The organism is Ruegeria sp. CDSC045 (assembly GCF_059610725.1).
In genome coordinates this window covers 25,920-45,437 of record NZ_JBXWOE010000001.1, presented here as the reverse complement: position 1 = coordinate 45,437, position 19,518 = coordinate 25,920, and the positions used below count along the sequence as shown (strand labels likewise).

General features: G+C 56.5%; 27 protein-coding genes and 1 tRNA gene. 14 read left to right on the top strand and 14 right to left on the bottom strand.

Annotation, left to right across the window (positions count from 1 at the left end; translation table 11 throughout):
* Positions 1-23: 23 nt before the first annotated feature.
* The 5 genes from AC2FH6_RS00265 to nthA all read right to left on the bottom strand — a co-directional run bounded on the left by AC2FH6_RS00265 (position 24) and on the right by nthA (position 3,397).
* The gene (locus AC2FH6_RS00265) at positions 24-266 is read right to left on the bottom strand and encodes a DUF2842 domain-containing protein (RefSeq protein WP_142634590.1); all 243 of its coding nucleotides are present in this window, start codon (positions 264-266) and stop codon (positions 24-26) included.
* Complete coding sequence (locus AC2FH6_RS00260; RefSeq protein WP_496700667.1) at positions 266-1,561, bottom strand: adenylosuccinate synthase; 1,296 nt, start codon at positions 1,559-1,561, stop codon at positions 266-268. Before AC2FH6_RS00260 ends, AC2FH6_RS00265 begins: the two co-directional genes overlap by 1 nt.
* A gap of 216 nt (positions 1,562-1,777) precedes the next feature.
* Positions 1,778-2,113, bottom strand: coding sequence for a nitrile hydratase accessory protein (locus AC2FH6_RS00255; protein WP_496700665.1), 336 nt, complete (start codon positions 2,111-2,113; stop codon positions 1,778-1,780).
* Positions 2,106-2,786, bottom strand: coding sequence for a nitrile hydratase subunit beta (gene nthB, locus AC2FH6_RS00250; protein WP_496700663.1), 681 nt, complete (start codon positions 2,784-2,786; stop codon positions 2,106-2,108). The genes AC2FH6_RS00255 and nthB overlap by 8 nt, the downstream gene beginning before the upstream one ends.
* Positions 2,783-3,397 carry a nitrile hydratase subunit alpha gene (gene nthA, locus AC2FH6_RS00245; RefSeq protein WP_496700661.1) on the bottom strand — a complete coding sequence of 205 codons (615 nt, stop codon included), beginning with the start codon at positions 3,395-3,397 and terminating at the stop codon, positions 2,783-2,785. The genes nthB and nthA overlap by 4 nt, the downstream gene beginning before the upstream one ends.
* A gap of 151 nt (positions 3,398-3,548) precedes the next feature.
* On the opposite strand from nthA, the gene secG reads away from it, so the two are divergent.
* The 10 genes from secG to AC2FH6_RS00195 all read left to right on the top strand — a co-directional run bounded on the left by secG (position 3,549) and on the right by AC2FH6_RS00195 (position 11,758).
* Entirely contained in the window at positions 3,549-3,914 is a 366-nt protein-coding gene (secG, locus tag AC2FH6_RS00240; protein ID WP_142634600.1) for a preprotein translocase subunit SecG, read from the top strand.
* Positions 3,915-4,075: 161 nt separating this feature from the next.
* The gene (gene pyrG / locus AC2FH6_RS00235) at positions 4,076-5,719 is read left to right on the top strand and encodes a CTP synthase (RefSeq protein WP_142634602.1); all 1,644 of its coding nucleotides are present in this window, start codon (positions 4,076-4,078) and stop codon (positions 5,717-5,719) included.
* 102 nt (positions 5,720-5,821) lie between these two features.
* Entirely contained in the window at positions 5,822-6,586 is a 765-nt protein-coding gene (locus AC2FH6_RS00230; RefSeq protein ID WP_496690785.1) for an isocitrate lyase/PEP mutase family protein, read from the top strand.
* Between the two features lie 103 nt (positions 6,587-6,689).
* Entirely contained in the window at positions 6,690-7,139 is a 450-nt protein-coding gene (locus AC2FH6_RS00225; protein ID WP_142634606.1) for a tellurite resistance TerB family protein, read from the top strand.
* 20 nt (positions 7,140-7,159) lie between these two features.
* On the top strand, positions 7,160-7,597 hold the full coding sequence (locus tag AC2FH6_RS00220; RefSeq protein ID WP_142634608.1) for a tellurite resistance TerB family protein: 438 nt from the start codon (positions 7,160-7,162) through the stop codon (positions 7,595-7,597).
* A 5-nt stretch (positions 7,598-7,602) separates the two neighbouring features.
* The gene (locus AC2FH6_RS00215; protein ID WP_496701498.1) at positions 7,603-8,325 is read left to right on the top strand and encodes a phosphate/phosphite/phosphonate ABC transporter substrate-binding protein; all 723 of its coding nucleotides are present in this window, start codon (positions 7,603-7,605) and stop codon (positions 8,323-8,325) included.
* Positions 8,326-8,471: 146 nt separating this feature from the next.
* Entirely contained in the window at positions 8,472-9,248 is a 777-nt protein-coding gene (locus AC2FH6_RS00210; protein ID WP_271946306.1) for an ABC transporter ATP-binding protein, read from the top strand.
* 33 nt (positions 9,249-9,281) lie between these two features.
* Positions 9,282-9,995, top strand: a complete 714-nt coding sequence (locus AC2FH6_RS00205) for a transporter substrate-binding domain-containing protein (RefSeq protein WP_271946303.1) — start codon at positions 9,282-9,284, stop codon at positions 9,993-9,995.
* Positions 9,996-10,067: 72 nt separating this feature from the next.
* Complete coding sequence (locus AC2FH6_RS00200) at positions 10,068-10,955, top strand: ABC transporter permease (RefSeq protein ID WP_142635158.1); 888 nt, start codon at positions 10,068-10,070, stop codon at positions 10,953-10,955.
* The gene (locus AC2FH6_RS00195; RefSeq protein WP_142634616.1) at positions 10,952-11,758 is read left to right on the top strand and encodes an ABC transporter permease; all 807 of its coding nucleotides are present in this window, start codon (positions 10,952-10,954) and stop codon (positions 11,756-11,758) included. The genes AC2FH6_RS00200 and AC2FH6_RS00195 overlap by 4 nt, the downstream gene beginning before the upstream one ends.
* Before the next feature lie 149 nt (positions 11,759-11,907).
* On the opposite strand, the gene AC2FH6_RS00190 is transcribed toward AC2FH6_RS00195, so the two are convergent.
* Both AC2FH6_RS00190 and AC2FH6_RS00185 read right to left on the bottom strand, forming a co-directional pair.
* A tRNA-His gene (locus AC2FH6_RS00190) sits at positions 11,908-11,984 on the bottom strand.
* Between the two features lie 47 nt (positions 11,985-12,031).
* Complete coding sequence (locus AC2FH6_RS00185) at positions 12,032-12,514, bottom strand: GNAT family N-acetyltransferase (RefSeq protein WP_496690787.1); 483 nt, start codon at positions 12,512-12,514, stop codon at positions 12,032-12,034.
* Positions 12,515-12,591: 77 nt separating this feature from the next.
* On the opposite strand from AC2FH6_RS00185, the gene AC2FH6_RS00180 reads away from it, so the two are divergent.
* The gene (locus tag AC2FH6_RS00180; RefSeq protein WP_142634620.1) at positions 12,592-12,780 is read left to right on the top strand and encodes a DUF6324 family protein; all 189 of its coding nucleotides are present in this window, start codon (positions 12,592-12,594) and stop codon (positions 12,778-12,780) included.
* A 4-nt stretch (positions 12,781-12,784) separates the two neighbouring features.
* Here AC2FH6_RS00180 and AC2FH6_RS00175 read toward each other — a convergent pair whose 3' ends face one another.
* Positions 12,785-13,216 (bottom strand): MmcB family DNA repair protein, encoded by a 432-nt coding sequence (locus AC2FH6_RS00175; protein WP_496690788.1) that lies wholly within the window; start codon positions 13,214-13,216, stop codon positions 12,785-12,787.
* Between the two features lie 113 nt (positions 13,217-13,329).
* Between AC2FH6_RS00175 and AC2FH6_RS00170 the strand changes: the two genes are divergently transcribed.
* Both AC2FH6_RS00170 and AC2FH6_RS00165 read left to right on the top strand, forming a co-directional pair.
* Positions 13,330-13,647, top strand: a complete 318-nt coding sequence (locus AC2FH6_RS00170) for an ArsR/SmtB family transcription factor (protein ID WP_496700659.1) — start codon at positions 13,330-13,332, stop codon at positions 13,645-13,647.
* Positions 13,647-14,072, top strand: coding sequence for an SRPBCC family protein (locus AC2FH6_RS00165; protein WP_496678221.1), 426 nt, complete (start codon positions 13,647-13,649; stop codon positions 14,070-14,072). The genes AC2FH6_RS00170 and AC2FH6_RS00165 overlap by 1 nt, the downstream gene beginning before the upstream one ends.
* Before the next feature lie 275 nt (positions 14,073-14,347).
* On the opposite strand, the gene AC2FH6_RS00160 is transcribed toward AC2FH6_RS00165, so the two are convergent.
* Positions 14,348-15,244, bottom strand: coding sequence for a LysR family transcriptional regulator (locus tag AC2FH6_RS00160; RefSeq protein ID WP_496700657.1), 897 nt, complete (start codon positions 15,242-15,244; stop codon positions 14,348-14,350).
* 90 nt (positions 15,245-15,334) lie between these two features.
* On the opposite strand from AC2FH6_RS00160, the gene AC2FH6_RS00155 reads away from it, so the two are divergent.
* The gene (locus AC2FH6_RS00155) at positions 15,335-16,162 is read left to right on the top strand and encodes a TauD/TfdA dioxygenase family protein (RefSeq protein WP_496700655.1); all 828 of its coding nucleotides are present in this window, start codon (positions 15,335-15,337) and stop codon (positions 16,160-16,162) included.
* 112 nt (positions 16,163-16,274) lie between these two features.
* Here the strand turns inward: AC2FH6_RS00155 and AC2FH6_RS00150 are convergent, their stop codons facing one another.
* The 5 genes from AC2FH6_RS00150 to AC2FH6_RS00130 form a co-directional block, all read right to left on the bottom strand.
* A complete protein-coding gene (locus tag AC2FH6_RS00150) occupies positions 16,275-16,580 on the bottom strand; it encodes a hypothetical protein (protein WP_142634632.1) in 306 nt (101 codons plus the stop codon).
* 59 nt (positions 16,581-16,639) lie between these two features.
* The gene (gene nusB, locus AC2FH6_RS00145; protein WP_142634634.1) at positions 16,640-17,122 is read right to left on the bottom strand and encodes a transcription antitermination factor NusB; all 483 of its coding nucleotides are present in this window, start codon (positions 17,120-17,122) and stop codon (positions 16,640-16,642) included.
* A complete protein-coding gene (locus AC2FH6_RS00140; RefSeq protein ID WP_496700653.1) occupies positions 17,119-17,670 on the bottom strand; it encodes a 6,7-dimethyl-8-ribityllumazine synthase in 552 nt (183 codons plus the stop codon). The genes nusB and AC2FH6_RS00140 overlap by 4 nt, the downstream gene beginning before the upstream one ends.
* A gap of 2 nt (positions 17,671-17,672) precedes the next feature.
* Positions 17,673-18,794 carry a 3,4-dihydroxy-2-butanone-4-phosphate synthase gene (ribB, locus tag AC2FH6_RS00135; RefSeq protein ID WP_496690792.1) on the bottom strand — a complete coding sequence of 374 codons (1,122 nt, stop codon included), beginning with the start codon at positions 18,792-18,794 and terminating at the stop codon, positions 17,673-17,675.
* 109 nt (positions 18,795-18,903) lie between these two features.
* Complete coding sequence (locus AC2FH6_RS00130; protein ID WP_142634640.1) at positions 18,904-19,491, bottom strand: riboflavin synthase; 588 nt, start codon at positions 19,489-19,491, stop codon at positions 18,904-18,906.
* Between the last annotated feature and the right edge of the window lie 27 nt (positions 19,492-19,518).

The window sequence follows — 19,518 nt, the reverse complement described above, 5'->3', positions numbered from 1 at the left end:
AGGATGAGCCCGGAATAGGCCGCTCAGTCAGAAGATCCGTTTGGATCTTCTTTTCCGACACCTTTGAAGATGAATTTGAAAGGCAGAGCCCACAAAATGCCGAGCGCTACGTATACCAGAAGTTCCAACCAAATTGGTGGCCGGTCCAACCAGTTTATCACCGTCACCACCGCAACGATATAAGCCGGCAGGCCAATCAGCAGCAGCACCATCGACCAACGACGACGCGCTTTATAGCTCAGGCCATTTTTCTGTTCGCCCGCCATCAGTCAGCAAACGGGTCTGTCACCAAAATGGTGTCATCCCGCTCTGGGCTAGTGGACAGCAATGCAACCGGACATTCGATCAACTCTTCGACCCGACGCACATATTTGATGGCATTTGCAGGCAAGTCCGCCCAACTGCGCGCGCCTTCCGTGGATTCGCTCCAACCAGGCACTTCTTCGTAGATCGGAGTACATCGTGCCTGCTGATCGGCTGCAGTGGGAAGATAATCCAGACGCTTACCGTCAAGGTCATAGGCAACACAGATTTTCAGCGTCTCGAATCCGTCCAGCACGTCCAGCTTGGTCAGCGAAATACCGTTTACGCCGCTAGTGGCACAGGTTTGGCGCACCAGACAGGCATCAAACCAGCCGCAACGCCGCTTGCGCCCGGTGGTGGTACCAAACTCGTGCCCACGCTCACCCAGACGCTGGCCATCCGCATCATCCAATTCGGTTGGAAACGGCCCCTCACCCACACGGGTCGTGTAAGCCTTTACGATGCCAAGGACAAAATCAATCGAGCCTGGCCCGATGCCGACACCGGTCGCCGCCTGACCGGCGATCACGTTGGACGAGGTCACAAACGGATAGGTTCCAAAGTCGATGTCCAGAAGGGCACCCTGCGCACCTTCAAACAGAATACGTTTACCAGCCTTGCGCTTTTCGTTCAGCACTTTCCAAACGGGTGCTGCGAAAGGCAGAATCTTCGACGCGATTTCTTTTAGCTGAGCTACCAGCGCATCGCGGTCCACCGGTTCGATCCCCAACCCCTTGCGCAGCGGATCATGGTGCTGCAGCGCGCGATCTACACGCGCCTCAAGGGTCGCCTCATCCGCCAGGTCCGCGACCCGCACAGAACGACGCCCAACCTTGTCTTCATAAGCCGGGCCGATCCCACGACCCGTGGTCCCGATCTTGGTCCCCTTGCTGGCCGCTTCTTCGCGCGCACGGTCCAGCTCACCGTGGATCGGCAGGATCAGCGGCGTGTTTTCCGCGATCATCAGCGTTTCGGGCGAGATCTCAACACCCTGCGCCTGGATCGTTGCAATCTCTTTCAGCAGGTGCCAGGGGTCCAGAACGACGCCATTTCCGATAACACTCAGCTTGCCGCCACGTACCACACCGGATGGCAGAGCGTGCAACTTATAGACGGCACCGTCGATTACCAACGTATGACCGGCATTATGCCCGCCTTGAAAACGCGCGATCACATCGGCCCGTTCACTGAGCCAATCGACGATCTTGCCTTTTCCTTCGTCACCCCACTGGGCGCCGACAACAACCACATTGGCCATATCTGGTCCTTTTGCGCTGAGATATCAAACCCGGCTCGTATAGCGATGTGTCAGCGACAGGGAAACCGATAATTCGCCGCAGATCATAACCACACTGTGCGTGGTGCCTCCGGCGGAGGTATTTTTGGCCAGATGAAGAGAGGATCCCTTGCTTCATCTGGCCAAAAATACCTCGGGGGAGTCGCGGCTTGCCGCGGCGGGGGCAGCGCCCCCTTTCTAGCCATTCGACAAATGAACCGGTTCACCATGTGGTGTCGCCAGATAGGCCTTCTCCCAATCCAACGAGACTGCGGCGACATCACTTGGGTTCGCGTCACCCATTTCGGCTAAATAGGCCTCGAGTGTTTCCAGCCAGGCATGGAAATAGTCGTTGCCACCATTCAGCTCTTTGCTCAGACCATGGCGTTTTAGCATCTTCGAAAATCGATCGGCCCATTCCGACCATTCGAATCGTCCCGCTTCATTCAGCGCGACCGTGACCGCAAAGGCCTGTGCATGCCAGGGCTCTGCGAATGCCAGCTCGGGTAATGACTGCGCGTTACACTCACTCATCGGGCACCAGATAGCTTTGCCACAGATCTAATATGACCTCGTCATTTCGGTTCTCGGGATCGGCCCAAAGCTCCGAGGCTGGGAATGCAACCGCATATAATGGTTCAGGTGCCTCTCCCAGACCATGAGCGTTGGAATCTGGCAAAACATGCGCCCCATGCAGGCGTAATATCCGACCGCAAGCGCCAGAAGCGTAAGATGGCAACCTGGTATGACCACCGTTTTTCAGGCGGTTGGCAGCCGGTCGTACTGTACGCACCTTTTGGCCGGGATCAAACTGCACCGCGATATTCGAGGGTCGATCAGCCGGACCGCCTTTGGACAGTACGCCCTCAACCGTCCCGGCTGTCAGCGCGCGGGAAGCCAAAGGATGTGAAGCATCCGTTCCTTGGCCCAGAAGGTCTTCCAAAGTCAGGACTCCCTGCTCTACCAACAGATCTGCAAGTGCTGACACCCATTTTTCGTAGTAAGAGAATCGTGCATAGTCTTTGGGCGAAAGTCGTTCGCGTGCATGGCGCGAGATGTCGATATTCCATTGTCCCAGAAACCCGGCAGCCAATGTCAGTGCCAATGCGCGCCCGTGCCATTCTTCTGGGAAAATCGCTGCATCTTGGGATTCGGGGATCACCGGACCGTCGCCGAACCGTCCTCCCATATCGTGAACGCGGGTCATGACGGCACCTTGGGCAGGCCGGTTCCGATCATACTGTCACGGGTCACAAGCGCGGTCAGGTCGTCTTCGGTCATCCCATCGGTGCCATCGGGGCGCATGGGTAGAACAAGATAGCGTATCTCGGCCGTTGAATCCCAAACCCGCACGGCTGTTTCATCCGCCAGAGAAACGCCGAACTCTGACAAAATTTTACGCGGCTCACGCACGGCCCGTGCACGATAGGCATCCGATTTATACCACCCCGGTGGAATCCCCAACAAAGGCCATGGGTAGCAACTGCACAGCGTGCAAACGACCATGTTGTGGAGATCAGGGGTATTTTCGACAACAACTATGTGCTCGCCTTGCCGACCGTAAAAGCCAAGCTTTGCCACCTCGGGCGTTGCATCCTTAAGCAGTGCGGCCTTAAAGGCCGGATCAGTCCAGGCTTTGGCAACAACCCGGGCACCGTTCTGCGGGCCAATCTTGTTTTGGTAAGTGTCGATGATCTCATCCAAAGCGGCCGGGTCTATCAAACCCTTGCGGGTCAGAATCGTTTCCAGCGCCTTGACGCGAAGGGCGGGTTCAGGCGGCAATATGGCGTGCGGATGGTCGGGATCGTCATGTGGCATGGGTCGCAGCCTGCTTTACCATCCCCTTGCCTGTCCAGTCTCTTTGCTGTGATCCCGAAGATCACTTGGCGTGATGGTAACTCGTGACTTGCCCCCGGAACCAAACTTGCATAAGTACCTCGCGATATACGCCACGCTGTACAGGACCACCATGGAAAACGTCGTTCTCATTATCCATCTTCTTCTGGCTTTGGGCCTGATCGCCGTCGTCCTGATGCAGCGGTCCGAAGGCGGCGGCCTTGGCATGGGTGGCGGCGGAGGCGGTGCCATGGCTGGCCGGTCGGCTGCAACAGCATTGGGCAAGGTGACCTGGATTTTAGCCGCGTGCTTTATCGTCACTTCGATCACGCTGACCATTCTGGCGGCACAAAAATCCTCGGGCAGCTCTGTGCTTGACCGGATTGGGACACAGGCACCGGCCGCGACCGAAGAAAGCACACCGGCAATTCCGTCGGCGGATGACCTGTTGCCTCCGGCACAGGGTGACAACGCGCCTTTGATCCCGCAGGCCAACTGACACACAAAACCTAGAAACCGAAAAGAGAACTGCAACAGCATCTTGCGGTTCTCTTGCGCTATTGGCGCGAATCCTTTATACGTGAAGTCCCGTGATGCAGCGGTTTTTCTTGAACCGCCGGGCAGCTGATATTGACGTCTCACGGGGAGCAGCCGAAAAACATGGCGCGTTTTATTTTCATCACTGGTGGTGTGGTTTCATCCTTGGGCAAAGGATTGGCTTCGGCGGCTTTGGGCGCGCTGTTGCAGGCCCGCGGATATTCGGTGCGTCTGCGCAAGCTGGACCCCTATCTGAATGTCGATCCGGGCACCATGTCGCCTTTTGAACATGGCGAAGTGTTCGTTACAGATGACGGGGCAGAAACCGATCTGGACCTTGGCCATTACGAACGTTTTACCGGCGTAGCCGCGCGCAAAACCGACTCGGTCAGTTCCGGGCGGATTTATTCCAACGTGTTGGAAAAAGAACGCCGCGGCGATTACCTGGGCAAAACCATTCAGGTGATCCCGCACGTCACCAATGAGATCAAGGATTTCATCGCCATAGGCGAGGATGAAGTCGATTTCATGCTGTGCGAGATCGGCGGCACCGTGGGCGATATCGAAGGCCTGCCCTTCTTTGAGGCCATCCGCCAATTCAGCCAGGACAAACCACGCGGCCAATGCCTGTTCATGCACTTGACCCTGCTGCCCTACATCAAAGCCTCGGGCGAATTGAAAACCAAGCCGACCCAGCACTCGGTAAAAGAGCTGCGTTCGATCGGTCTCGCCCCCGACATTCTGGTCTGCCGGTCCGAAGGCCCGATCCCGACCAAGGAACGTGAAAAACTGGCTTTGTTCTGTAACGTCCGCCCCGATAGCGTGATTGCTGCGCAGGACCTCAGCACCATCTACGATGCTCCGCTCGCCTATCACCGCGAGGGACTGGATCAGGCAGTTCTGGATGCCTTCCAGATCAGCCCTGCCCCCAAGCCCGATCTGACCAAATGGGAAGACGTCAGTGATCGCATCCACAACGCCGAGGGCGAAGTGAAGGTCGCCATCGTCGGTAAGTACACCCAGTTGGAAGACGCCTATAAGTCGATAGCCGAGGCGCTGACCCATGGCGGGATGGCCAACCGTGTCCGCGTCAAGGTCGAATGGGTCGATGCCGAGGTATTCGATACCGAAGAGGCCGCCCCGCATCTGGAAGGCTTCCACGCGATCCTCGTGCCCGGCGGATTCGGTGAGCGCGGTACCGAAGGCAAAATCAAGGCTGCGCAATATGCCCGCGAACATAAGGTGCCCTACCTGGGCATCTGCCTGGGCATGCAGATGGCCGTAATTGAGGCCGCGCGAAATGCCGCTGGCATCAAAGAGGCCGGGTCCGAGGAATTCGACCATGAATCCGGTAAAAAGCGGTTCGAACCGGTGGTCTATCACCTGAAAGAATGGGTGCAGGGCAATCACAAGGTCGAACGCAAAGTCGGTGATGACAAGGGCGGCACCATGCGCCTGGGCGCCTATGACGCGGTTCTGGCCGAAGGGTCAAAAGTGGCCGAAGTCTATGGCGGTACCGCCATCGAGGAGCGCCACCGCCACCGCTATGAAGTGGACATCAAATACCGCGACAAGCTGGAAAAAGCCGGTCTCAATTTCTCAGGCATGTCCCCCGACGGGCGGTTGCCAGAAATCGTCGAGTGGTCGGATCATCCTTGGTTCATTGGGGTCCAGTACCACCCCGAGCTGAAATCCAAGCCGTTCGACCCGCATCCTTTGTTCCGCGACTTTGTGCGCGCAGCCAAGGACACCTCGCGTCTGGTCTGACACCAGGCACGAAAGCAGATTGTATCGGTCAGCGCGAAAAGACTGTACGCGCTGACCCTTTGCACGGTTAACTGTCCGCAACTCAGAGATAGGAGACCGGCCATGACCGATCAGATCACCAATGCACTGACATTCGCGGCCCTGCACAAAAAGGGCGAACCGGTTATCCTGTACAATATCTGGGATGCTGGCAGTGCCGGTGCCGTGCGCGACGCTGGCGCCCAAGCCATTGCCACTGGAAGCGCTCCTGTTGCGATGGCACAAGGGTTCAGCGACGGCCAAAACATCCCGATGCAGGCCGCGCTGGACAATGCTCGCCGGATTGTCGAATCCGTTGATCTTCCGGTTACTCTGGATTTCGAAGGTGCGTATGCGGCTGATGCTCAGGGTATCTCTGCCAATGTCAGGCTGGCCCTTGAATCCGGCGTTGTCGGCTTCAACTTCGAAGACCAGATCATCGGATCAAATGAGTTGTACGATATTGAAACTCAGGCCGCCCGTGTCAGCGCGATGCGCGAAGGTTGCGATGCGGCGGGTGTTCCTGCGTTTATCAACGCGCGGACCGACATTTTCCTGAAGGCGCAGCCCGAAACCCATGATGATGCGATGCTGGAAGAGGCAATGGTCCGAGCACAAGCCTATTCAGATGCAGGGGCCAGCGGATACTTCGCCCCCGGCCTACGGGATCAGGCCATGATTGCCCGGTTGGTAGAGTCAATCGACCTGCCGCTAAATATCATAGCATTACCCGGCACACCGGACACCGCCACTTTGGCTGGGCTGGGAGTCGCGCGTATAAGCTATGGCCCTGTACCCTATCGGAAAATGCTGGCCTGGCTGCAAGACGAAGCGCGAAAGGTACTCTGACCCAGCGCGCTATCCGGCTCTAGCAGGCGGTCTTTTGATCATTCTGAGCCTTGCGCGATAGTCCGTGCTTGGCGGGTTATCAAATATGGAATAATCTCTGACCATGTTGAAAAAACTCTTTCAGGCTTTCCGCCCGCCACAACACGACAATCTGCCCGACCCAGACGCTGAACTTGCACTCGGGGCGCTTATGGTGCGCGTTGCACAAGCGGACAGGGATTATAAGCTGGAAGAGATCAGCCTGATCGACCGTATCCTCGCCCGACTTTATCAACATAACGCGATCGAAGCCGCAAAGGTCCGCGCCACCTGCGAGAAGCTGCACGCAGCCGCACCGGAAACGGACACGTTCGGTAAGCTGATCCGGGAAACCACGGACCTGCACGAGCGCTTGGCCGCTTTGGATGCCCTCTGGGAGGTGGTTCTTGCCGACGGGAATACAGATGAGGGCGAGATGAAAATCGTCGAAGAAGCCCGCATCGCCATGGGTCTGAGCTTTAACGACAGCAAGACCGCCAGAAAGCGTGTGCAAAGACGCTTGGAAGAGGCGTAAGGCCTCTCTATACCTGTCTCATGTTTAGTGATTTTCTGTCTCGACTGACCCAGCCTCAGCCCGCCCCTTTCACCGATGACGATGCTCGACTGGCCTTGACGGCCCTGCTGGTGCGCGTTGCCCGATCTGACAACGACTATGCCGACAGTGAAATGGCGCGAATCGACCGGATTTCGGTTGAACGCTATGACCTATCCCCGTTCGAAGCCGCCGGCCTGCGCGCCCGCGCCGAAGATCTTGAGGCCGAAGCACCGGACACCGTACGGTTCACTCGCGCAATCAAAGAGGCCGTTGCCTATGACGACCGCCTGGCAGTCGTTCAGGCCTTGTGGTCGGTCGCTCTGGCGGATGGGCACCGCACGGGTGAAGAGGACTCCTTACTGCGACTGGTCGTCAGCCTGCTGGGCATCAGTGATGTCGATTCTGCAATGGCCCGTCAAAAGGCTGCCAAATCTTGATAGCCATGCTGGGCATGTACGACATGTCTGCGCTGCGCCCTGCGAATGATCGGTTTTGGGCATCGATTCGGGATTACCTTGGCTATGGCCCCGCAAACCTAAACCGAGACCGGGATGTCTGGGATGTCTGGTTGGACCCGGATCTGGTTTTTGCCCAGACCTGCGGCATGCCCTATCGCACCCGGCTGCATGGCAAGGTGCAGTTGGTTGGAACGCCGGACTACGCGTTGCCTGGCTGCCCACCTGGCCATTACCGGTCGGTTTTTGTAGCCCGCCGCCACGACCCCCGCGATCTTGATGAATTGGCCGATGGTGTTTTTGCCTATAATGAACCGCTGTCGCAATCCGGATGGGCCGCCCCAATGGTTCACCTTGAACGATACCACCGAACACCATCGTCGGTTCTGCAATCCGGTGGTCATGCGCTGTCTGCTCAAGCCATTTTCGAGGGCCGCGCCGATTATGCCGCGCTGGATGCGCTGACATGGGAGATGCTGAAGGTCCATTCCGACCTTCCAGAAGCTCTGCATGAGGTCGCCGAAACAACCCCAACCCCCGCGCTACCTTATATCACAGCGAAGGATCAGGACGCCGCTCAGATCGCACGCGCTGTTCGCAACGCGATTCTAACTATGTCACCGCAAGATCGGAACCTTCTGCACCTGCATGACCTGATCTCAATTCCTGCCAAAGATTATCTGCGCGTCCCAAATCCGTCGAAATTGTAAACTGCGATGGATAATTCATGATCAAATTGACCAGAACGCTTCGTCAAATTGACGGAATCACCCGCTTACTCTGTCATTTGCGCATTGCATTGATCTGATTTTTAAGCCCTAGTACCGCACCAACACCAATAACACCTGGACCAACCGTGACAGATTCAACTCCCGTCATTGAGATCAAGAACCTACACAAGAGTTTCGGCAATCTGGAAGTGCTGAAGGGCGTGGATATCACTGCCAGACGGGGCGATGTTGTATCTTTGATCGGGTCCTCGGGGTCTGGGAAATCCACTTTATTGCGGTGTTGCAACCTGTTGGAAGACAGCCAGCAGGGCGAAATCCTTTTCAAGGGTGAACCTGTTCGTTGGTCCGGTAACAGCCACACGCGCCGGCCTGCAGATGCAAAACAGGTTCTGCGCATTCGCACAAACCTGTCGATGGTTTTCCAACAGTTCAACCTGTGGGCTCATTTGACCATCCTGCAGAACGTGATGGAAGCACCTGTAACGGTATTGGGCCGTGACAAAAAAGAAGTTGAAGACAGCGCACGCAGATACCTTGAAAAAGTTGGTATTGGCGACAAATGCGACGCCTACCCCGCACAGTTGTCTGGTGGCCAGCAACAGCGTGCCGCGATCGCGCGGGGGCTGTGCATGGAGCCCGAGGCGCTTTTGTTTGACGAGCCCACGTCGGCGCTGGACCCCGAATTGGAACAAGAAGTGATCAAGGTGATCAAAGACCTGGCTGCAGAAGGCCGCACCATGATCATTGTGACCCACGACATGAAAATGGCCGCTGATATCTCTAGCCATGTCGTTTTCCTTCACCAGGGCCTCATCGAAGAAGAAGGCCTGCCTGAAGATCTCTTTACTACCCCTGAATCTCCACGGCTTCAGGGCTTTCTTTCCGCCACTCAGGCGGCATAACTTCAGATCAGAACCAAAACTGGGGAGTATCCAATGAAAAAACTGATCCTGACCACTGCGGCCCTTGCGCTGAGCGCAGGCATGGCTATGGCAGACACCATCCGGATGGGGACCGAGGGCGCCTATGCACCTTGGAACTTCGTCAATGACGCAGGTGAGATCGACGGCTTTGAGCGCGAGCTGGGCGACGAGCTGTGCAAACGCGCAGACCTGACCTGCGAGTGGGTCAAGAACGACTGGGATTCGATCATTCCGAACCTGGTCTCGGGCAACTACGACGTGATCATCGCTGGTATGTCGATCACCGACGAGCGTGACGAGGTCATCGACTTTACCCAGAACTACACACCGCCGGATCCCTCCGCCTATGTAGCAATGTCGGATGACGCCGATGTTGCAGGTGGTGTGGTCGCCGCACAAACTGGCACCATTCAGGCTGGCTATATCGCCGAATCCGGCGCGACCCTGGTCGAGTTCGCCAGCCCCGAGGAAACCATCGCTGCCGTACGCAACGGTGAGGCCGATGCGGTTCTGGCCGACAAATCCTTCCTTGCCCCGATCGTCGACGAAGACGCAGATCTGCGCTTTGTGGCCGATGAGGTTCCGCTGGGTGGTGGCGTCGGCATTGGCGTCCGTGAATCCGACGGTGAGCTGAAAGAAAAGCTCAACGCAGCCATCCAATCCATGAAGGATGACGGCAGCCTGAACGAGCTGATCACCAAATGGGAAGTGTCTTCGACCTTCTAATTCTGATCCGGCGGCGTGCCCCAGTCTACGGGCGCGCCGCCCTAGCGCCTTTACCACCTGAAGAGGCCCGCCATTTTTTCGTTCTGCACTGATCCCGACACGCTGGGAACCTTCCGTTGGTTCTCGTGCTATCTGACCAATGGTGTGCATTGGTCCTTTTACCTGTCCTTCCTCAAGGTACTGGCCCTGCTTGCCGTGACGGCGCCCGTAGCGCTGGGTTTCGGGTTCGTCGGGGCCATGGCTGCCCGTTCGCACGTTCTGCCGGTCAGTTGGCTGGGTAAGGGTTATATCGCCATCGTGCGCGGCGTGCCGGATATCGCCTTTTTCATGTTCTTCGTGATTGCTTTGGATCAGGCATTCGAATGGACGCGGCATCAAATTCTCTGCCCGGACTGGACGGATTCGATCCGACAGGGCAACGACTTTATCGTCTGCCAATCTGCCAAACTGCCACTGGGCACCTCGCCGGAATGGGTGCACGAAACCTATGGGTTCTTTCTGGCTGTCATCACTTTCTCTATTGTTTTCGGTGCTTTCGCCGCCAATGTTCTGTTCGGCGGCATGCGGGCCGTACCCTATACACAGCTGGAAACCGCCGAAGCCTATGGGATGTCCCGCCGCCAGACATTCTGGAAAATCCTTGTGCCTCAGATGTGGGTTTATGCCCTGCCCGGTCTCAGCAATCTCTGGATGGTTCTGATCAAGGCCACGCCGTTGCTGTTCCTTCTGGGCATCGAAGATATCGTGTACTGGGCCCGCGAACTGGGCAGCACCAAGACTCCGAAGTTTACGCAATACCCACACGGTGACTGGCGCATGTGGTATTTCCTGTTCCTGCTGGTTTTCTACCTTGGCTTCACCCGTATGTCCGAGATCGGGCTTGAACGCCTGATGCGTCGGCTCTCGCACGGACAGGCCACCGCCGCCGGAGAATTGCTGCGCAAGGAGACCACCGCATGAGCTGCTTGCAGACCATTCAGGACTACGGCCTGCGATCTCTTGGATATGGCGAGCGCCTGCTGCCAAAATCCGACTTTACCTTATGTGAGCACTTTACCCTGATCGGGTCTGGTATGATCTGGAATATCTATTTCGGAGTCATGGCGCTTGCGACCGGATTTTTCCTGGCCACAGCACTGGCGCTTGGCAAAGCTTCACCCAGTTTCTGGCTGCGCAAACCTTCGGAATGGTTCATTTTCATCTTTCGAGGTTCGCCGCTGTTCATTCAGTTTTTCTTTGCCTATTTCTTCTTCCTGTCGCTGAAGAAATCCTATCCGATGTTCGATTCTCTGACGTCGGCCTGGATAGGGGCTCTGATCGTTCTGTTTCTGAACACAGCCGCCTATTCAGCCGAAATTTTCTTTGGCGCGCTCCGATCCATTCCCAAGGGCGATACCGAGGCTGCAGATGCTTATGGCATGTCCGGCTGGTCTCGCTTCCGGCGGATCGTCTGGCCCACCATGCTGCGGCTTGCCTGGCCCGCCTACACGAATGAGGCGATCTTTCTGTTCCATGCCACCACGCTGGTGTTCTTCTCGGCCTTCCCCGCCTGGCAGCAACGAGGCGATGCGCTGTATTACGCAAGCTATTTCGCGGACAAGACGTTCAACCCCTTTGTCGCCTATCCAATCCTTGCCTTCTATTTCATCTTACTGACGCTTGTGATCGTTGGGGGGTTCGGCCTGGTGAACAAGCATCTGAACCGTCATTTACCTGCGGAACGAAAAACAAAAATGCGCTTTCGCCTGAATCTGGCACGCTAAGAACCTACCGGGGATGCAGCCGCTGCAATCCCCGGAAAAGACAATTTCTCAAATAATAATCGGTACCGTTTTGAGTGAAGGCAGCCCTTCGATTTGCGCGGTGGCTTAGGGGCCGAACTAGCTTGGGAATTTTCTGACAATCGGGGAGATGGTACCGCCTCCCTGGCTTGAACAGGGGACCTCTGGATCCACAATCCAGCGCTCTAACCAACTGAGCTAAGGCGGCACTTGTGAAGGGCGATGTACCGAACGCGTTCACGGAATGCAAGAGGATTAAAGCTGAATTTTCCAGCTTTGTTCGACCAGATCAACCCCGAAGGAATGGACCGGTTTGCTATCCATCAACTGCCACCCAGTGGACCCATAAAGCGCACAGGCAGCCTTGTGGCTTTCATGCGTCCACAGCCTCATTTCAGTGTAACCGGCGCCGCGAGCAAAGCCCATGCAGCTCTCCAGCATCCGCTTTCCCAGGCCCATCCCACGCGCTTCGGGCAACAGCAAGAACAAGCGCAGTTTTGCGGTCGTTTCACTCAGGGCAACGCAGAAAATACTGCCCAAAGGTTTACCGTCACATTCGGCTATCCAGCCACGCTCGCGCTTGGCATCATGGTCCGAGATGAAATCGTCGAGGATTTCTTTCACCAACACGGCAAAAGAGTCGTCAAAACCTTCGTCTCGTGAATACAAAAGATCATGCACAGCCACCAACCACGGCGCGTCCAAAGCTTCAAAGGGTCTGATCTGAATAGAGTGCATCCCCTATTTGAACGCAAAGGTAACTTGATTCTCAAGCCTTTGCGCGCTAGCACGAACTCTCATCCCCGGAGGCACACATGAGCATCAATACCGAAAGTGACATTCAGGCGAATTTGCAGATCGGACCAACAGATCAGGGGATGGTGCGCCTATTCATCGAAGCGGAAAACCTTGAAATTCCAATGGATTTCGATCCGGAAGAAGCCGAAGAGATTGCCGATGAACTCCGTGCTGCTGCGCATGCCGCACGGGCGGTAAAAAGCTAACCTATCAGATTCTGGGATCTCTCAGGGACTGCAAGCGCCGGGCTGCATCTGTGGCAAATTTCTGGATCATCTTCTTCCGCCGGGCCGGAGCTATCTTGTCCTCTGGTGCCATACGCACGATCTCGGCGTCATAAGCATCGGCAATGATCAACCCGGTCTCGGCAGGCAACAGCTCGGTCGGAAACTCCGTATCCACTGCCCAGAAGAATCGATCACACCACTCCAAATAACCATGCCATTTGGAATCCGACTGGAAATCAGCGCGGCTTGATTTACATTCGATCACCCAAAGCTCACCCTTAGGACCCAGCCCCATCACATCAACCCGCAGTCCGCGTATAGGCACGAATTCCTCAACGGATACAAAGCCATGCGCCGTCAGGTGACGGGCGACGCCACGTGCAAGTCTTTGTCCGGGTTGCAGGTCCAATGTCATATCCCAAATGTGAACAATTAGTGAACAAATGTAAAGTGAGCCCATACGACTTGACATAGTACCATTTGGTATCGCATTAATGTGAAACCAAATGGTATCTCTTTAGGTTGCATATGGAAAATCAAACTCAAAACGCGTTCCGCGCTCTGGCTGACCCTACCCGCAGGGACATTGTGCAGATTCTGGCACTGCAGGACATGACGATTGCACAGTTGACTGATCGCTTCGACATGACCCGCGCGGCAGTCAAGAAACACCTGACCGTGCTCTCGGATGGCGGCCTGATTGCCGTCGAAGCCCGTGGCCGGGAACGCATAAACCGACTCGAACCAAAAGGTATGGCCCCTGTTCTGGATTGGCTCAGCTACTTTGATCAATTTTGGGATGAACACCTTAACTCTCTTAAAGAAGCTGTTGAAAGGAAATCATAATGACTGATGCCGTTCTAAGGAAATCCATCTTCCTGAGGGCCGAGCCCGAGACCGTCTGGGCCTATCTGACCGAACCCGACCGGTTGGCGGAATGGTTTCACAAACCCGAACGCCCCCTGGCGCAGGGCCAAAAGCTTGAGATGTTCGGAACGACCAGTGGCGACCTTCTGATCTGGGGAGAAGTCCGCGAAGCGCGCCCGCCGTCATATCTGGAGTATTCGTTTACGGTTAAGCCAATGGGCGACGCAGTCAGCATCGTAAAATGGACGCTGGAACCGGTTGCGGGCGGTACACGCCTTGATCTGTTGCACGAAGGTCTGCCGCAAGGTGCCGATGCCTTTGGCCTGATCCTGGCGCTGGACAATGGCTGGGACGAGCATTTCGGCAAGATGCGCGTGGCCTTACACGAAACTGTTGACGCCTGACCCCTTGTGCGAACCCGCCGGACGCCCTACTTAGGCCCGTGGCGGGTTCTGCCCTTCTTGTGACTGGTAGCATTCTGGTGGCCTTAAGCAATTCCGAGGGGGCTGGCTCTGTTCAGGTCCTGGCCTGATTACCTGGCGCCCACCTGTACATACAGGTCCTCGGGAATCAAACCGCACGGTTGACTGGTGGTCCCGCCACACTCGATCCAAACTCCGGCAGGAAATAGCCGGATTTACGAGCTCTGAGTTCTGACCTGCGGGCCAGATCGCGCTAATCATACCTGGAGCAGACAGGCATCAAGAAATGCTTTTACGGGTTCGGGTTTCCGAATGGCGCGGGGCTGCACAATCACAACATTGAAATACCCGATATCCTGTGCCAGCGGACGCGCGACGACCGCATCGCCTTCTATCGTGCGGCTCGCCTCTGGCGGAAAACCAACCAGCGTGAACCCAAGCCCTTTGCCAACATAGGCATGCACCAACTCTCGTGATTGCGAGGTCAGCGGCACTTCTGGATCAAGCCCGGCGGCCTGCAACAGGTCAAGATAGCTTGGACCCGGACCGGAACGCGACACTGCAATGTAGGGCAAGCCTGTCAGCTGCTCAAGCTGTACGCTGTCGGCATGCGCCATAGGGTGGGAGGCCGGAAGTAAAACCAGAGGCGCCAGTTCTTTAAGTACTTCAACGTGATGACGTTGGGGATCAAACCCTTGATCAAACACCACAAGCGCGTCCAACTCGCCCGCATCCAGCGCAGCAACGAGGTTTGGGAAATCATCCTCAACAACCTCGATGCGGATACCGGGATGGCTTTGGCGAAAAGCCAGAACAGCTGGTAGAATGATCTTCTGCGCAATTGCATAGTGTGTCCCGATCACAATAGACCCTGTTTTACCCTCAGCCATCACAGCGGCCCGATTGCCGAGCGCGCCTGCTTGCATCAGCAACGCTTCGGAATCCGTCAAAAAGGCTGCGCCATCGCGGGTCAACCTCATCCCGCGTGCGGGAAAGCGGTCAAACAACGTCAAACCAGTGACATCTTCGAGTTTGTCGATTGCCGATGAAATAGCGGCGGCCGAAACATTCAGGTTCCTGGCTGCCTGCGCGATACCGCCACATCGCGCCGTCTCGGCAAAGAACGACAACTGGCGCAAAGTGAAACGTATCATCAATAAAATCTTCTTTTTTCAAATTTTAAATCAGTTTTTTCGACCTTTAGCAATGCGTTACCCTGCGTTTGAAACTCAGGGAGAAAGCAGATGGACATCAGACCACTTACCGGCGGTGTGGGCGCAGAGATCATCGGCGCCGATATCCGAGACGGCAGCCAGTTCGACGCCATTCATACGGCCTTTGCTCAGCACTCTGTCATCGTACTCAGAGCGCAGGATGTCGGCCCGGATGAGCATCTGGCGTTTGCCCAACGCTTTGGCGCGATCAACATCAACCGCTTCTTCAGGCCGGTCGATGGGCATCCAGAAATCGCTATGGTGCTGAAGGAAAAGGATCAGAAAGAGGCCATCGGAGAGGGCTGGCATACCGATCATTCCTACGACCAAATGCCGGCGATGGGGTCTATCCTGCATGCTTTGGAAACCCCGCCCTTTGGAGGCGACACGCTGTTCGTCTCGATGGGTGCGGCTTATGAGGCGCTGTCACCTACCATGCGGAGCTTTCTGGATGGGCTCTGGGCGGTTCATTCCTCTCGGCACGTTTTTGGAACAAGCACACAGGACAGTGAAGCGGCGCAAAGTGGTCGGCTAAGCAATGCACAGGCAGCCACCCAAGACGCGCGACATCCTGTGATCATAAAACACCCCCTCAGCGGGCGGCGTGGTATTTATGTGAATCCAGTGTTCACGACCCATATCGAAGGCCTGAGCGCCGATGAATCAGCAGCCATCCTTGCAATGCTATATGACCACTGCCAGCAACCCGAGTTCCAATGCCGCATTCGTTGGCAAACAGGCGACATGACCATCTGGGACAATCGGGCCACATGGCACAAAGCGGTCAATGACTATCATGGATTTCGACGATTGATGCACAGGGTTACCGTGGAGGGGGTCGCCTTGTCTGCCGAATGACCCGAACCCTGTCAGACAAAAGTCACAACGCAGTCAGACTAAAACTGACGCCCTGACCTACCAATTACGGCGGGCAAGCTCTGCGTCCACCTCAGCCGGCGTGTCACCTGTCTTAACGCCCAGTACGTGCCTCTTGTTTGATCAAGGCAGGCTTTAGCCTGACAGAAACCGGCGTTCCGCCGCGCGGACCGCCGGGTTTTTCGGCCATGCTCATAATGGCATAGGCAAACTGTACACCGGCAAAGACGATCCCGTTCATGAACCAGATCATCGCCAGAGCAACCAGACCGATATCAGAACCAGTAATCAGATGACGCAGGTTGGCGACGTTCAGGGCCAGAAGCACCCCGACAAAAATTGCCGAGATGGCAAAGCCCCAGGCCACTTGCGTGATATACAAACGGATCAGTTTGGGCATGGCGGACCTCATTGCGCTATAATATTCAGTTTAACGCATATTTGATCCGTGTAAACGCGTCAGAACGCCTCGGGCTTGGCCTCGTGCGCCATGTGATCCAGCACTGCGTTGACAAATTTTGTCTCTTTACCTTCGGGGAAGAAGGCCCGCGCCACATCGACGAATTCAGTGATGACCACCTTGGGCGGTGTGTCGTTCTGTGTCAGCTCTGCTCCGGCGGCCCGGAAGGCCGCACGCAGGGTCGGGTCGATCCGGGCAATCGGCCATTTGGCAACCAAAGCGCGATCGGTCATCTGATCGATCGGCGCCTGATAATTGACCGCATCTTCAACCAGCTTGCGGAACAGGCGAATATCGCCGTCCAGCATTTCCTCGCCCTCATAGACGGCGCCAAAGCGGTGATCCAGAAACTCGGTCACAACCTGATCGGTTGTCTGACCCGATTGCTCCATCTGGAACAGCGCCTGCACGGCATAGAGCCGAGCGGCGGATTTCATCAGGCGTTTCTGGTTGGCCGGTTTTGGCGCGTCTGTCTTGGTCATGCTGTTGTGGGTCCGTTGCTGTCGCCCGCCACAAGGATGGACTCGGACGGCGGCTTGAACCCGACGCCCTTTTTGGAAGAGCCCCACTTACGGCTGAGCGCGATCAGATGCAAGGCCGCAGCGGCAGCCCCGCCCCCTTTATTCATTTTTTCCGGATTGGCGCGCACTTCGGCCTGATCGTCATTCTCGACTGTCAGGATACCGTTGCCGATGCACAGCCCCTGCAGACCCATCAGTTGGATGGCACGGCTGGAGTCGTTGCAGACGGTTTCGTAATGCGTGGTCTCTCCGCGAATGACACAGCCCAGCGCGACATAGCCGTCAAAATTGCACTGACGGTCTGCCATGGCGATAGCCGTCGGGATTTCCAAGGCGCCGGGCACTTCGACCACATCACAGGTGCCGCCTGCCCCTTCGATCTCGGCCTTTGCGCCAGCCACCAAATTGTCAGCGATGGCACGATAGAACGGGGCCATAACGATCAACAGCTTGACGGGTTTGTCGAAACTCGGTGTCGGCAACACGCCGTGTTTGTCTTGTTCAGCCACAATCAGTCCTCCCTGAGGATTGAACGGGTCCCGACAATGGACAGGCCAAAAGCGTCGAGCCCGAGATAAACGGTTTCCGGCGAGTCGGTCAGCAGCACAAGTTCCTGGATCCCCATCTTGGACAGGATCTGCGCCCCCAGACCGGTTTGTTTGATGGTGCGTGGGCCCTCATCTTCAGCCGCATAGAGCGAGTTGCGCGGTTGGCGGAACAGACAGACCACACCGCGCCCTTCATCCGCAATCTTTTCCATCGCGCGCGGCAGCTCACGTGAGGATTTCGGGCCAAGACCCAGAATGTCGGGCGCCTCGTGCAGCGCATGGGTCCGGGTCAAAACCGGCTCGGGCGTGGTGATGTCACCCTTGACCATCACGACATGTTCGATGCCATGAGTCTGATCGGTGAAAATCCGCATTTCCCAATCGCCGCCATATTCGGATGTGACGGTTTCCCGAGATGTCTCAACCACCAGATTGTCATTGCGCGACCGGTAGGCGATCAAGTCGCTGATCGTGCCGATCTTCAACCCGTGTTCCTTGGCGAATTCGACCAGGTCAGGCAGCCGCGCCATGGTTCCGTCAGGGTTCATGATCTCGCAGATCACACCCGAAGGGTTCAGCCCGGCCAGGCGTGAGATATCAACGGCGGCCTCGGTATGGCCCGCGCGCACCAGCACCCCGCCCCGCTTGGCCCGCAAGGGGAAGACGTGACCCGGCGTGGCGATATGGGCCATCGTGTTTTGCTCGTTGATCGCAGTCGCCACAGTCAGCGCCCGGTCACCAGCGGAAATGCCAGTCGACACTCCCTCGCGCGCTTCAATCGACACGGTGAACGCGGTCTCATGACGTGACGAGTTGTTCACCGCCATCATAGGCAGACCCAACGTGTCAATCCGTTCCGCCGTCATTGGCAGGCAGATCAGGCCGCGACCATGGGTGGCCATGAAATTAATTGCCTCAGCATCAGCGAACTCGGCGGCAATCACCAGATCGCCCTCATTCTCGCGATCTTCGTGATCAACCAGGATATACATCCGGCCTTTGCGCGCCTCGTCGATGATCTCTTTGATCGGGCTGATTGCCGCGCGCAGCTGGGCCTCGACCGGTCCGGGAGTTTCAAAGCTCATGGGGCAGCCTTTCACATGCCAAGTTTGACCGGGTGGATAGACCACCGCGCGGTCAAAGACCAGACCGCATGCGGCACCGTTCCGGTCAGACGCGACGTTGAGTTGTGGACTATGACATTTCAGCTAGGCGCGCGACATAGCGAGCCAGCGTGTCGATCTCAAGATTGACCCGGTCGCCGATGCCGACATCCCCCCAGGTCGTCACCTCTTTGGTGTGCGGAATGAAGTTGATACCAAAATCGCACCCGTCCACATCGTTTACGGTCAAAGAAGTACCGTTCAGCGCAACTGATCCCTTGGGCGCAATGAAGCGGGCCAGATCTTTGGGTGCGCGCAAGGTTACCCGCGTGCTGTCGCCCTCGTCCAGAACGGCGACCACTTCTGCGACGCCATCAACATGACCAGACACGATATGACCGCCCAACTCATCTCCGACCTTCAGCGCGCGTTCCAGATTGACACGTTTGCCGACGGTCCAGCGATCCAGATTGGTTTTCGAAACGGTTTCCGCGCTGATTTGCACATCATACCAGTCTTCGCCCAATGCGATGACTGTCAGGCAAACGCCGTCGCTGGCAATGGATGCACCAATATCAATCCCCGGGGTATTGTAGGCGGTTTTGATCCGCGCCCGCAGATCGCCTTGCTGCTCCAGTTCGGTGATGGTGCCGATATCTGTGACGATCCCCGTAAACATTGCGTTAACCCTCTGTTTCTAACCTGA